This window comes from Klebsiella sp. WP8-S18-ESBL-06 (assembly GCF_014169755.1).
In the GTDB taxonomy this organism is placed as follows: domain Bacteria; phylum Pseudomonadota; class Gammaproteobacteria; order Enterobacterales; family Enterobacteriaceae; genus Kluyvera; species Kluyvera ascorbata_B.
This window is the reverse complement of the sequence record NZ_AP022256.1, coordinates 3,606,720-3,620,362: the sequence shown is the minus strand read 5'-3', so window position 1 is coordinate 3,620,362 and position 13,643 is coordinate 3,606,720. Positions and strand designations below refer to the sequence as shown.

The following is a 13,643-nucleotide window of genomic DNA, read 5'->3' as shown; positions in this document are numbered from 1 at the left end:
TCAATAAATTTTCATATGTAACAATAAATTCCACAATAAACATGGGGTTAACGCGGTGGAGAAGTTAGCGACAGGAAGTGACGCCTGGTGGGCGACGATAAAAGGCCCGCAATATGAACGCGTTAATGACAATTATCAGGTCACCTTCTGGTGGCGTGACCCCGCGGGAAGTGAAGCCTCCTCGCCGATTCGGCGGGTGTGGATTTACATTACCGGCGTCACCGATCACCACCACAACTCGGCCCCGCAAACCCTGCGACGTATTGCTCATACCGATGCGTGGTGCTGGACGACGACGCTGCCGCCGACCTGGCGCGGTAGCTACTGCTTCGCACCGTCCGCGCGCGAGGATGACTTTTCCCCGGATATATTCACCGCCGCTGAGCCAGACCGCCTGCAGCTGCGTGAGGGCTGGCGTAAGCTGCTGCCGCGGGCGATCGCCGATCCGCTGAATCCGCAGAGCTGGAAGGGCGGGCGCGGCCATGCGGTGTCAGCGCTGGAGATGCCACAGGCTCCGGAACAGCCCGGCTGGTCTGCCCCTGCCGCGCGCTGGAATGCGCCACAGTGCCTGACCTGGCACAGCGAACGGCTGGGCAATCAGCGCCGGGTATGGGTCTTCACCACCGGCGACGCGCAGGACGGCGAACGCCCGCTGGCGGTGCTGCTCGACGGTCAGTTCTGGGCCGAAAGCATGCCGGTATGGCCTGCGCTGACAGCGCTCACTCGCGAAGGCAAACTGCCTGCGGCGGTGTATGTGCTGATTGACGTGATTGATAACGCCCACCGCAGCGTCGAACTGCCGTGCAATCCCGACTTCTGGCTGGCGGTACAGCATGAGCTGCTTGCCCAGGTACGGACGATCGCACCGTTCAGCGATCGTGCCGATCGCACCGTCGTTGCCGGGCAAAGTTTTGGCGGACTCTCCGCGCTGTACGCCGGGCTGCACTGGCCTGCGCGTTTTGGCTGCGTGTTGAGTCAGTCCGGTTCCTACTGGTGGCCACACCGCGGCGGGCGGCAAACCGGTATCCTCCTCGAACAGCTTCAGCGCGGTGAACTCCAGCCCAGAGGGCTGCGCATCGTGCTCGAGGCAGGCCTGCGCGAACCGATTATTTTTCGCGCCAATCAGGCGCTTTTAGCACAACTACAGCTCACACAGCAGCCGATTTTCTGGCGTCAGGTTGACGGCGGACATGATGCGCTTTGCTGGCGCGGCGGATTAACCTCCGGGCTAATGACCCTCTGGGGCAGCGAGACGACAAAGCGCGATTAACGACAGGAGTTTGGTATGCAAATCAGTAACCCCTTCGACGTGGCGCAAGGGCAGTTTTACCTTCTGCAAAACCCGCAGCGGCAGTTCAGCCTTTGGCCCCAGCAGTGCACGCTGCCTGCGGGCTGGACGGTTGTTTGCGAGCCGCAGCCCCTTGATGCGTGCAACGCGTGGTTGAACGCCAACTGGACGACGCTACTTCCCGATAATTTCGCCGCCGGGGGCCGCTTATGAACACACGTTTACCGCTGATTGCCGCTCAGCTCGGCATCTGGATGGCGGAAGCCCTTTCTACGTTGCCGAACGCCTGGAGCGTGGCGCACTACGTCGAGCTCCAGGGAGAGGTCGACGGCGAGCTGCTGGCGCGGGCGATTGCTGAGGGAATGATGCAGGCCGATACCCTGCGGATGCGTTTTTCTGAAGAGAACGGTGAAGTCTGGCAGTGGGTGGATGAGAGCATTCGCATTGAGGCTACGCCGATTGATGATCTACGTCAGGCCAGCGATCCGCAGCAGGAGGCGCTGGCGCGGATGAACGCCGATTTGGCGCAGAACAGCCGCGTTGACAGCGGCAATTCACTGTTCTGTCACCGGCTGTACCGGATCGGCGATAATCGCTGGTTCTGGTATCAGCGCTATCATCATCTGCTGGTCGATGGTTTCAGCTTCCCGGCGATTACCCGCCAGATCAGCCTGATTTATCAAGCCTGGCAGCGTGGAGAGGCCACGCCAGCCTCCGTTTTCACGCCGTTTGCGGACGTGGTTGAGGAGTATCAGCGCTATCGTCACAGCGACGCCTGGGCGCGCGATAAAGCGTTCTGGGCTGAACAACGAAAAACGCTGCCGTCACCGGCATCGCTGTCACCTGCGCCGCTGCCGGGACGGGCCCAGAGCAGCCATATCTGGCGGCTGAAGCTGGCTGCCGACCGCCGAACATTCGCCCGTTTGACTGCCTCTGCGCCGCAGTGCCAGCCGGCCGATCTGGCGCTGGCGTTGGTGACGCTATGGTTAGGACGCCTGTGCGGGCGCAGCGAATACGCCGCGGGATTTATCTTTATGCGCCGTATGGGGTCCGCCGCGCTGACGGCGACCGGCCCGGTGCTGAACGTTCTGCCGCTAGCCGTGACGCTGAACGGCCAGGAGACGCTGGCGCAGCTGGCGACGCGTCTGGCCGCACAGCTGAAAAAGATGCGCCGCCATCAGCGCTACGATGCTGAGCAAATTGTTCGTGACGCCGGGAAAGCCGCCGGTGACGAGGCGCTGTTTGGCCCGGTATTTAACGTCAAGATGTTTGATTATCGATTAGCTTTCGACAACGTTAATGCGATAACGCATACCCTCGCGACCGGCCCGGTCAACGATCTGGAGCTGGCGTTATTCCCCGATGAAGACGGCGGCCTGTCGCTGGAAATCCTGGCTAACCAGCAGCGCTATGATAAAGCGGTGCTTCAGCAGCATATTGGCCGCTTAACATCGCTGTTGCAGCAGTTTGCGGATAATCCGGCGCTCAGCTGCGCCGATGCTGAACTGCTTACCGGCGATGAATATCATCGCCTGGCGACGATTAACGCGACCGGAAAATCCTTACCGCCCGCGACGCTAAGTTCGCTGGTGGCCGCCCAGGCGGCAAAAACGCCGGATGCCGTGGCGCTAAGAGACGCCGACTATTGCTTCACCTACCGTGAGATGCGCCAGCAGGTTGTGGCGCTGGCAAACGTATTGCGCCAGCGCGGCGTGGCTCCCGGCGATAGCGTTGCCGTTGCCCTGCCGCGTTCGGTATTCCTGACGCTGGCGCTGCACGCTATCGTTGAGGCTGGCGCGGCCTGGCTGCCGCTGGATACCGGTTATCCTGACGATCGTTTACAGATGATGCTGGAAGACGCACGCCCCTCGCTGCTGATTACCGCAGACGATCAGCTGCACCGTTTCCCTGATGTCGCCAGTCTGTGCCTGAACGCACCGCTGACGCCGGGCGATGACCGCCCGCTGATGCTCGCACAGCCGCAGCAGACGGCCTATATCATCTTTACCTCAGGTTCGACCGGCCGCCCGAAAGGGGTCATGGTGGGCCATGAGGCGATCGTTAACCGCCTGCTGTGGATGCAGGATCAGTATCCGCTTACCGCCGATGACGTGGTGGCGCAGAAAACGCCGTGCAGCTTTGACGTGTCGGTCTGGGAATTCTGGTGGCCGTTTATCACCGGCGCGAGCCTGGTGATGGCGGAGCCCGAGGCACATCGCGATCCGCTGGCAATGCAGCGTTTCTTTGCGCAATACGGCGTCACCACCACCCACTTTGTACCGTCAATGCTGGCCGCGTTCGTTGCCTCGCTCACCCCGGACAATGTGGCCAGTTGCTGTTCGTTGCGACGCGTATTTTGCAGTGGCGAAGCGCTGCCCACTGCCCTGTGTCGCGAATGGGAAGTACTGACCCACGTACCGCTGCATAACCTTTATGGACCCACGGAAGCGGCGGTTGACGTCAGCGGGTATCCGGCCTACGGCGAGGCGCTGGCGGCGGTTACCGGCAACAGCGTGCCGATTGGTTTTCCGGTGTGGAATACCGGGCTGCGTATCCTTGATGCCATGATGCGCCCGGTGCCATTTGGCGTTGCGGGCGATCTGTATCTGACCGGCATTCAGCTGGCTCAGGGCTATCTTGGTCGTCCGGATTTAACCGCGAGTCGCTTTATTGCCGACCCGTTTGCCCCCGGCGAGCGAATGTACCGCACCGGCGACGTTGCGCGTTGGTTGGATAACGGCGCGGTGGAGTATTTAGGCCGCAGTGACGATCAGCTAAAAATTCGCGGTCAGCGCATTGAGCTGGGCGAGATTGACCGGGTGATGCAGACGCTGCCAGACGTTGAACAAGCGGTCAGCCATGCCTGCGTCATTAACCAGGCGGCGGCCACCGGTGGCGATGCGCGTCAGTTGGTGGGCTACGTGGTGTCCTCTTCCGGTTTGCCGCTGGATAGCGCTGCGCTGCTGGCACAGCTGCGCGATCGTTTGCCGCCGCATATGGTGCCGGTGGTGCTATTACAGCTCAGCGCGCTGCCGCTGAGCGCCAACGGTAAGCTCGACCGTAAGGCGCTGCCGCTGCCGTCGCTGACGCAGAAAACCGCCGGACGCGCGCCGAAGTCGCCAACTGAGATGCAGGTCGCTGAGGCCTTCAGTCAGCTGCTGGGCTGCGAAATTCGGGATATTGATGCCGACTTCTTCGCTCTCGGGGGACACTCGCTGCTGGCGATGCGCCTGGCGGCGATGCTTAGCCAGCGTATCGGGCGACAGGTCACGCCGGGTCAGGTCATGGTCTCTTCGACGGTGGGCAAGCTGAGCGCGCTGCTCGATAACGGCGATGAGGAACAGGCGCAGCGTCTGGGCTATGAGCCGCTGCTGCCGCTGCGAACCGGCGACGGCCCGACGCTGTATTGTTTCCATCCCGCGTCGGGCTTCGCCTGGCAGTTCAGCGTACTGTCGCGCTACCTGTCGCCGCGCTGGTCGATTACCGGCATTCAGTCGCCGCGCCGGCAGGGGCCGATGCAAACGGCGCAGACGCTGGACGAGGTGTGCGAGCACCATCTGGCAACGCTGCTCGCTCAGCAGCCGCACGGGCCGTATTATCTGCTCGGTTATTCGCTCGGCGGGACGCTGGCGCAGGGCATTGCCGCTCGCTTGCGGCTGCGCGGTGAAAGGGTGGCGTTCCTGGGGCTGCTCGATACCTGGCCGCCGGAAACGCAAAACTGGGCAGAAAAAGAGGCTAACGGTCTTGATCCTGCGGTATTGGCGGAGATTGAACGCGAACGTGAAGCGTTTCTCGCCGCCCAGCAGGGGCAAGGCTCCAGCGAATTGTTCAGCGCAATTGAATGCAACTACGCCGATGCCGTGCGCCTGCTGAGCACCGCGCACAGCGCGACGTTTGACGGTAAAGCGACGCTGTTTGTCGCCGAGAAAACCCGTCAGGCGGATCCGCAGAAGGCCTGGGGGCCGTGGGTGGGCGAGCTGGAGGTTTATAGTCAGGATTGTGCGCACGTCGACATCATTACGCCAGCGGCGTTTGAGGCGATTGGGCCGGTGATTCGGGAGATATTGGGGTAGGAGAACAGCGGTTGATTATCCTGTAGGCCGGATAAGCAAAGCGCCATCCGGCAGACCGGCTCACGGTGCCGGATGGCGGCTACGCCTTATCCGGCCTACACGGTGGTCGCCTGGGGGAGATTCACCGCCGTCCGAGCGGCACCACCAGCGGCGTATTCGCCACCGGGTCGTCAATAATCACGCAGCGCAGGCCGTAAATCGCCTCAATCAGCGCCGGAGTGACAATCTCTTTCGGCGCGCCTTCCGCCACAATCTTCCCATCACGGAGTGCAATCAGGTGCGTCGCGTAGCGACACGCCTGGTTTAAATCGTGCAGCACGGCGGCCAGCGTATAGCCGCGCTCGCGGTTCAGCTCGCTTAATAATTCCAGCAGATCGATCTGGTGGCTGATATCCAGCCAGGTTGTTGGCTCGTCGAGCAGCATGATGGCCGTATCCTGCGCTAATACCATTGCAATCCATGCGCGCTGGCGCTGCCCACCGGAGAGCGTATCGACGCTTTGGTTGGCGAGATTGACGATACCGGTCGCCTGCATGGCGCGCTGCACCGCATCTTCATCTTCCTGTCGCCAGCGGGTAAACAGCGGCTGGTGCGGGTAACGCCCGCGCGCGACCAGCTCCTGCACCGAAATATCGCCCGGCGTGGTGGCGTTTTGCGCCAGCAGGCCGATGCGTCGAGCCACCTCTTTACTGGCGTAGCGCTGGATCTCTTCACCGTCGAGATAGACATGACCGCGCGTCGGCGCCATCAGGCGACTGAGCGTGCGCAGCAGCGTCGATTTGCCGCAGCCGTTAGGGCCGATAATCGCGGTGAAATGGCCGTCCGGGATGGTCACGTTCAGCGACTCGGCGATGGTCTTTTTCCCGTAGGCGAGGGTTAACGCCTCGCCGCGCAGGCGGGCGGCGGTGTCGGTCATTTTTTGCGAGACTCCTGAATAAGCAACACGATGAGGTAGATACCGCCAAGGCTGACGGTGACGACGCCCACCTGGAGCTGGTAAGGCAAGAACAATTGCTGTGCACAAAAATCGGCGGCGGTCAGCAGCAGGGCGCCGCACAGCGCCGCCTGGGTTAGGCCCCAGCGCGCGGTGCCGCTCAGGCGACGGGCAATGTGCGGTGCGACCAGCGCGATAAAGGAAATCGGCCCTGCCAGCGCCGTGGCGGCAGCGGTGAGCACCACCGCGACCAGCATCAGCAGCAGACGCGATAATTCGACGCGAACGCCCAACGCGCAGGCGCTATCGTCGCCCATCTCCAGCAAACGCAGGCGGCGTACCAGCAGTGCCGAACAAACCAGCGCGGCGATCATCAGCGGGGCGGCGGGCCAGATTTTGACCCACGTGATGCCGTTGAGCGAACCGGCAAACCACAGCCCGGCGGAAACGGCGGTTTCCAGCGATGCGCGCAGCAGCAGCCAGGTGTTGAAGGCCATCAGCATGGCACGAATGCCGATGCCGATAATGATCAGCCGGAAGGTTTCGATACCCTCACGCCATGCTAACGCCCACACCAGCAGCGAGGTGGCGATCCCGCCCGCCATGGCGGCGAGGGTAATGGTGGTCAGATTCTGGCCGAAAAATACCAGCGCCACCAGCACGCCGCTCCACGCCCCGGTGTTAAAGCCCATGACGTCGGGGCTGCCCAGCGGGTTACGCATCAGCGATTGAAAAATCGCGCCGGAGACGCCAAGCGCGGCGCCAATTAACAGCGCCATCAGCACGCGCGGCAGGCGCCACTCGGTCACCACCATGGTAATGGCGCGCGGCGCGTCGCCGAATAGCGCCGCGAAAACCTGGGAAAATGTCAGCGTAACCGCACCGTTGCGCAGGCTGAAGAGGGTTAACAGCAGACAGACCGCGATCAACAACAGGCTACTGAACAGCAGACGACGGGATGGGGCGTTCATCGACCACCTCCCGTCGATTTACGGCGAACGAGGAAAATCAGCACCGGTGCGCCGATAAATGCGCTGACCACCGATACGCGCAGTTCGCCCGGTACCAGCAGGCGGCCAATAATATCGGCAAACAGCAGCAGCGACGGGGTGGCAAGCAGGGTGACCGGCAGCGACCAGCGGTGATCTGAACCCACCAGCCAGCGGGCAATATGCGGCATCATCAGGCCGATAAACGCGATGGGCCCCACCACAGAGGTGGCGCTGGCGCACAAAATGGTGATGACCAACAGCCCGAGAATTTGCGTGCGCGCGACTTTGCTACCAAGCGCGGTGGCGGTATCGGTACCCAGGCTCAGGCTGTTCAGCGAGCGGCTCATCATTAGTGCGATGGCGCCCGCGATAAGTACCGGAATCAGGACCGTTTTCAGCGTTTGCAGGGTGCGAATATCCAGCGACCCGGCCTGCCAGAAGCGCAGCTGGTCGTAGACATCCTGGTTGAGCAGGGCGATACCACTGGAGAAGCCTTCCAGCACGGCGGCGAGCGCGACGCCCGCCAGCGTTAAGCGTACCGGGCTCAGCTGGCCGCCGCCCTGACTGCCGGTAAAGGCCACGATCAGCGAGGCGATCAGCGCGCCGCAGAAGGCCATCATCAGTTGATCCTGCGGCGAGGTCATGCCGAACAGCGCGGCCCCCAGCACGATAGCAAAGCTGGCGCCGGCGTTGACGCCGAGAATGCCGGGGTCGGCCAACGGGTTGCGGGTCAGCGTTTGCATCAACGCGCCGGCGACACCCAGCGCGCCGCCAGCCAGCAGGCCGGCGAGGGTTCGCGGCAGGCGGGCATCCAGCACGATAGTGCAGTCGGCGCTCTGGCAGGTACCGCTGAGGGCATCGATGACGACGGTCATCGGCAGCGGCGTCGCGCCGATTAATAAACTCAGCGTGGCGGCGACAAGCAGCAGCAATAACAGTCCGGGCAGCGCAACGGCGCGCAGCGCGGCGGTGGAAAACGACATAGCAACATCCCTGATTTGATAATGATAGTGATTATCGTTATCTATCTTGTTCGTTTATGTTAGCATGAGCGCCCTCGGAAAGGGTATGAAAAAAGTCACAAGGTCTTGTAATGAACCGACAATCCTGGCTGCTGAATCTGAGCCTGCTAAAAACGCACCCGGCCTTCCGCGCCGTGTTTATCGCCCGCTTTATCTCCATTCTGTCGCTTGGCCTGCTGGGGGTTGCTGTCCCCGTTCAAATCCAGATGATGACCCACTCCACCTGGCAGGTGGGGCTGTCGGTGACGCTAACCGGCGGGGCGATGTTCGTCGGGCTGATGGTGGGCGGCGTGCTGGCCGATCGCTATGAGCGCCGCAGGCTGATTCTGCTGGCTCGCGGTACCTGTGGGGTGGGGTTTATCGGCCTGTGGCTGAATGCGCTGCTGCCGGAACCGTCGCTGCTGGCCATTTATCTGCTGGGCCTGTGGGACGGTTTCTTTGCCTCGCTCGGCGTCACGGCGCTGCTGGCGGCGACGCCTGCGCTCGTGGGGCGGGAAAACCTGATGCAGGCCGGGGCCATCACCATGCTGACGGTCCGTCTGGGATCGGTGATTTCGCCGATGGTCGGCGGCCTGCTGCTGGCTTCCGGCGGCGTGTCCTGGAACTACCTGCTGGCGGCGTTGGGCACCTTTATTACCACGTTAACGCTACTGCGTTTACCGCAACTGCCGCCGCCGCCGCAGCCGCGCGAACATCCGTTCACTTCATTGGTGGCCGGGTTCCGCTTTCTGCTCGGTAGCCCGCTGATTGGCGGCATTGCGCTGCTGGGCGGGCTGGTCACCATGGCCAGCGCGGTGCGCGTGCTTTATCCGGCGTTGGCGCAGGGCTGGCAGATGTCGGCGGCGTCGATTGGCCTGCTGTATGCGGCGATTCCATTGGGGGCTGCTTTCGGTGCGCTCACCAGTGGACAACTGGCGCATAACGAGCGTCCGGGCTGGGTCATGCTGCTGGCGACCGTTGGCGCGTTTGTGGCGATTGGGCTGTTTGCGCTGATGCCGCACTGGGCGCTGGGAATGGTCTGTCTGGCGCTGTTCGGCTGGCTGAGCGCGATAAGCTCGCTGTTGCAATACACCTTGATTCAGACCCAAACGCCTGAGGCGATGCTGGGGCGGATTAACGGGCTGTGGACGGCGCAGAACGTGACCGGCGACGCCATCGGCGCGGCGCTGCTCGGCGGGTTGGGGGCGATATTAACGCCGGTCGCGTCGGCAAGCGCCAGCGGCTGGGGGCTGGCGATTGTTGGCGGGATTTTGCTGCTGGCGCTGGGCGAGCTGCGGCGGTTTCGGCGCGAGGTGCCGGAGTCGGCGTAACGGTGCGTTCGGGTGCCGGATGGCGCTAGCCAAACAATGCCGACAGCCTCGCCAGCACCTGCGTTGCGCTGTAGTAGTCGAGACGGAACGTCTCGGTGCCCAGCGCGTAAACGTGCTTGTTTTTCACCGCTGGAAGATGCGCCAGCAGCGGGTTGGCGTAAATCGCGTCAGCGTCTTTCTGGTCACCGGCGAACAGGAACAGGCTGTTGCCGTTCAGACCGGTTGCCAGACTTTCACCGCCAAGCTGGATGATGTCATGACGTTTGCCCTGGCTTTGGCTAGCGTGAAGGCCTTCCGGCAGCGTGGCGAGCGTAAAGCCGAGCTGGGAGAGGAACTGCCCCTGTGCGGACTCGCTGGTCCACAGGTTGGCGCTATGCGCGGCGGCGGTATAGACCAGCGCGCTCACCGGTTGCGGTGGCAGCTTCATCTGCTGTTTTACCGTTGCCAGCTGCTTATCAAACTCGGCAATACGTGCGGTAGCCTGTTTTTCCTGTCCGGTAATGCCGCCGAGCTGCGTCAGCAGCGCCTGCCAGCTTTTATCGTCGTAGTTGATGATAAGCGTGGGGGCGATGGCGGAGAGCTGGTCATACAGTGCCAGCGCCGAATCACCGCCGGTGGCGCTAATCAGGATCAGATCCGGCATTTGTGCAGCGACCGCTTCCGCGCTGGGTTCGCCGATATAAAGGCGAGTGACGTTGCGCGCTTTCGCCACATCTCCCCACTGGCGCAGGAACCCCTGGGCGTCGGCCACGCGGTTGTTCGGCGTGGTGGCGCCGCTGGCGATCACCGGCGCGTCAATGGCCAGCAGCGAACCGGTGAGGGTTACGCTGGTCGAGACAATGCGCGTCGGTTTGTGTTCCAGCGTGTGTACGCCGCGGCTGTCGGTAATCTGGCGCGGCCAGTCGGCGGCCTGGGCTGAGGATAATCCTAAAACGCTGAGGCCAGCGATCAGCGCAGCGGCACGCCACAAAGCGGAAAAATTCACAGATAAGCATCCTGATGTTAGTTAGTTAATGCTTCTCATTTTCAACTATTGTCCGGTGAAGATGCAAGCGCGACCTCTGCAAGCGCAGGTGACCGTGGCCAGGAGGGGCGATATCTATTCAGCACAAGTTGCTGGTTTGCCCTGTTGACATAAGAAGTGTTTACTCTTAGGTTACCGAACCGAAATATAAATGATAATTATTCGTAATGTCTTTATCGTTTTTGGAGAATGATATGGAAACGTCACTGGCTGTGGATGAACAGGAACAGCAGCATCAGGCTACGATCGCGGCCGATAGCTTTTTCTTTATGTCGCCGTTTCGCAGTTTTACAACCTCGGGCTGTTTTCAGCGTTTCACCTGCCCGGCAGAAGGGGGCGACGCGCCTGATAGCGCTTTCCAGCAAGAGCTCGCTGCGGCATTTGCTGCGGCAAAAGCTGCGGGTATTGCCAACCCGGTGATGGTGGGGGCGATCCCGTTTGATACCCGCCAGCCTTCTGCGCTGTTTATCCCTGAACGCAGTGAGACGTTCTCACGTACGGCAAAGCAGCGTACCTCGCGGTATCACGTTTCCCGCGAACCGACGGGCGTCGCTTCACGTCAGGCGATACCGGAACATCCTGTTTTTCTCGATATGGTCGCCCGTGCCGCGGCGCTGACGGCGACGCCGCAGGTTGATAAAGTGGTGCTCTCCCGCCTGATTGATATTGAAGCCGAACAGCCGCTGGACAGCGGCGTGCTGCTGGAGCGTCTGGTGGCGCAGAATCCGGCGAGCTTCAACTTCCACGTGCCGCTGCCGGACGGCGGCGTGCTGCTGGGCGCAAGCCCGGAACTGTTGCTGCGTAAAGACGGCGACCTGTTTAGCTCGCTGCCGCTGGCGGGCTCGGCGCGTCGTCAGCCGGACGACCTGCTGGATCGCGAGGCGGGTAACCGGCTGCTGGCTTCAGAAAAAGATCGCCACGAGCATGAGCTGGTCACCCAGTCGATGCAAAAAACGCTGGCACCGCGCAGCCTCCAACTGACCTTGCCGCAGACGCCGCAGCTGATTACCACGCCAACGCTATGGCATCTGGCCACGCCGATTGAAGGGCAGGCAAAAGCGGCGGAAAACGCGCTGACGCTGGCCTGTCTGCTGCACCCAACGCCGGCGCTGAGCGGCTTCCCGCACGAGGCGGCCAAACAGGTGATCGCCGAGCTGGAACCCTTCGACCGCGACCTCTTCGGCGGCATCGTCGGCTGGTGCGATGCCGAAGGCAACGGCGAGTGGGTGGTCACCATCCGCTGCGCACGAGTGAAGGCTAACCGCGTGCGTCTGTTTGCCGGGGCGGGCATTGTGCCCGCGTCGTCGCCGGAATCCGAATGGCGTGAAACCGGCGTCAAACTTTCCACCATGCTGAATGTTTTCGGCCTGCATTAAGGAACCAGAATGACCGTAGAATTTACCCGCTGGCCGGACGCGCTTGCGGCGCGTTATCGCGAAAAGGGCTACTGGCAGGATCTGCTGTTAACCGAGATGGTGACGCGCCATGCGCAGAGCGACGCCATTGCGGTGATCGACGGCGAACGCCAGATTAGCTACCGCGAGCTGAACCAGTCTATTGATAATCTGGCCGCCATGCTGCAAAGCAAAGGGCTTAAGCGCGGTGAGACGGCGCTGGTGCAGTTGGGGAATATCGCCGAATTCTATATCACGCTGTTTGCGCTGCTGAAGATTGGTGTGGCGCCGGTGAATGCGCTATTCAGCCATCAGCGTAGCGAGCTGAACGCCTATGCCGAGCAGATTGCGCCCGCCGTGCTGATTGCCGATCGCGGCCACGCGCTGTTCGGCGACGATACCTTCCTGAATACCTTTTGCGAACAGCACCGTTCGCTGCGCGTGGTGCTGCTGCGCGGCGGCGAAGGCGAACATGCGCTGGAGGCGGCGCTGTCCCGTCCGGCGGTCGATTTTACGCCGACGCCGACGGCTGCCGACGAAGTGGCCTTCTTCCAGCTTTCGGGCGGCAGTACCGGCACGCCGAAGCTGATCCCGCGTACCCACAACGATTATTACTACAGCATTCGCCGCAGTAATGAAATTTGCCATTTTAATCCGCAGACGCGCTACCTCTGCGCCATTCCGTCGGCGCACAACTACGCAATGAGCTCGCCGGGCGCGCTGGGCGTGTTTCTTGCGCAGGGCACCGTGGTGCTGGCAGCAGATCCGAGCGCCACGCAGTGCTTCCCGCTGATTGAGCAACATCAGGTCAACGTCGCCGCGCTGGTGCCGCCGGCGGTAAGTCTGTGGCTGCAGGCGATTGCCGAAGGGAGCGGCAACGCTCAGCTGCGATCGCTGACGCTACTGCAGGTGGGCGGTGCGCGTCTCTCTGCGACGTTGGCGGCGCGGATTCCGGCGGAGATAGGCTGCCAGCTTCAGCAGGTGTTTGGCATGGCGGAAGGGCTGGTGAACTACACCCGTCTGGACGATACGCCGGAAAAAATTCTCAATACTCAGGGCTACCCGATGTGCCCGGACGATGAGGTGTGGGTGGCCGATGAAGAGGGCAACCCGCTGCCGCGCGGTGAAGTCGGGCGGTTGATGACCCGCGGGCCGTATACCTTCCGTGGCTACTACAAAAGCCCGCAGCATAACGCCAGCGCCTTTGACGCCGAGGGTTTTTACTGTTCCGGCGATCTGATTTCTATCGACGAAGACGGCTACATCACCGTGCAGGGTCGCGAGAAAGATCAGATCAACCGCGGCGGCGAGAAGATTGCTGCCGAAGAGATTGAAAACCTGCTGTTGCGTCACGAGGCCGTGGTGCACGCGGCGCTGGTGAGCATGGAAGATAGCCTGCTCGGTGAGAAAAGCTGCGCCTACCTGGTGGTCAATGCGCCGCTACGCGCGGTGCAGGTGCGTCGCTTCCTGCGGGAACAGGGCGTTGCCGAATTCAAACTGCCGGACCGCGTGGAGTGTGTTGAGCAACTGCCGCTGACCCACGTCGGCAAAGTCGATAAAAAACAATTACGTCAGTGGCTGGCTAGCCGCTCGCTGGCCTGAAGGA

10 protein-coding genes are annotated in these 13,643 nt (G+C 62.0%); 6 read left to right on the top strand and 4 right to left on the bottom strand.

Features of this window, described 5'->3' with window-relative positions; translation table 11 throughout:
* Positions 1 to 55 precede the first annotated feature (55 nt).
* Genes fes through entF form a run of 3 tightly spaced genes read left to right on the top strand, consistent with a single transcriptional unit; the run spans position 56 to position 5,361 of the window.
* Entirely contained in the window at positions 56 to 1,270 is a 1,215-nt protein-coding gene (fes, locus tag H7R76_RS17350) for an enterochelin esterase (RefSeq protein WP_182929307.1), read from the top strand.
* 15 nt (positions 1,271 to 1,285) lie between these two features.
* Positions 1,286 to 1,501 carry an MbtH family protein gene (locus H7R76_RS17345; protein ID WP_106924733.1) on the top strand — a complete coding sequence of 72 codons (216 nt, stop codon included), beginning with the start codon at positions 1,286 to 1,288 and terminating at the stop codon, positions 1,499 to 1,501.
* The gene (gene entF, locus H7R76_RS17340) at positions 1,498 to 5,361 is read left to right on the top strand and encodes an enterobactin non-ribosomal peptide synthetase EntF (protein WP_182965931.1); all 3,864 of its coding nucleotides are present in this window, start codon (positions 1,498 to 1,500) and stop codon (positions 5,359 to 5,361) included. The genes H7R76_RS17345 and entF overlap by 4 nt, the downstream gene beginning before the upstream one ends.
* Positions 5,362 to 5,482: 121 nt before the next feature.
* Here entF and fepC read toward each other — a convergent pair whose 3' ends face one another.
* The 3 genes from fepC to fepD are packed head-to-tail and all read right to left on the bottom strand — an operon-like array spanning position 5,483 to position 8,270.
* A complete protein-coding gene (gene fepC / locus H7R76_RS17335) occupies positions 5,483 to 6,277 on the bottom strand; it encodes an iron-enterobactin ABC transporter ATP-binding protein (RefSeq protein WP_182929305.1) in 795 nt (264 codons plus the stop codon).
* A complete protein-coding gene (fepG, locus tag H7R76_RS17330; protein ID WP_182929304.1) occupies positions 6,274 to 7,266 on the bottom strand; it encodes an iron-enterobactin ABC transporter permease in 993 nt (330 codons plus the stop codon). Before fepG ends, fepC begins: the two co-directional genes overlap by 4 nt.
* Positions 7,263 to 8,270 carry a Fe(3+)-siderophore ABC transporter permease gene (fepD, locus tag H7R76_RS17325; RefSeq protein ID WP_106924729.1) on the bottom strand — a complete coding sequence of 336 codons (1,008 nt, stop codon included), beginning with the start codon at positions 8,268 to 8,270 and terminating at the stop codon, positions 7,263 to 7,265. The genes fepG and fepD overlap by 4 nt, the downstream gene beginning before the upstream one ends.
* A 110-nt stretch (positions 8,271 to 8,380) precedes the next feature.
* Here fepD and entS point away from each other — a divergent pair, with 110 nt between their 5' ends.
* The gene (entS, locus tag H7R76_RS17320) at positions 8,381 to 9,619 is read left to right on the top strand and encodes an enterobactin transporter EntS (RefSeq protein ID WP_182929303.1); all 1,239 of its coding nucleotides are present in this window, start codon (positions 8,381 to 8,383) and stop codon (positions 9,617 to 9,619) included.
* A gap of 25 nt (positions 9,620 to 9,644) precedes the next feature.
* Here the strand turns inward: entS and fepB are convergent, their stop codons facing one another.
* A complete protein-coding gene (fepB, locus tag H7R76_RS17315) occupies positions 9,645 to 10,604 on the bottom strand; it encodes a Fe2+-enterobactin ABC transporter substrate-binding protein (protein WP_106924727.1) in 960 nt (319 codons plus the stop codon).
* A gap of 233 nt (positions 10,605 to 10,837) precedes the next feature.
* On the opposite strand from fepB, the gene entC reads away from it, so the two are divergent.
* Both entC and entE read left to right on the top strand, forming a co-directional pair.
* Positions 10,838 to 12,019 carry an isochorismate synthase EntC gene (gene entC / locus H7R76_RS17310; protein ID WP_106924726.1) on the top strand — a complete coding sequence of 394 codons (1,182 nt, stop codon included), beginning with the start codon at positions 10,838 to 10,840 and terminating at the stop codon, positions 12,017 to 12,019.
* Positions 12,020 to 12,028: 9 nt separating this feature from the next.
* Entirely contained in the window at positions 12,029 to 13,639 is a 1,611-nt protein-coding gene (entE, locus tag H7R76_RS17305) for a (2,3-dihydroxybenzoyl)adenylate synthase EntE (protein WP_182928316.1), read from the top strand.
* Positions 13,640 to 13,643 lie beyond the last annotated feature (4 nt).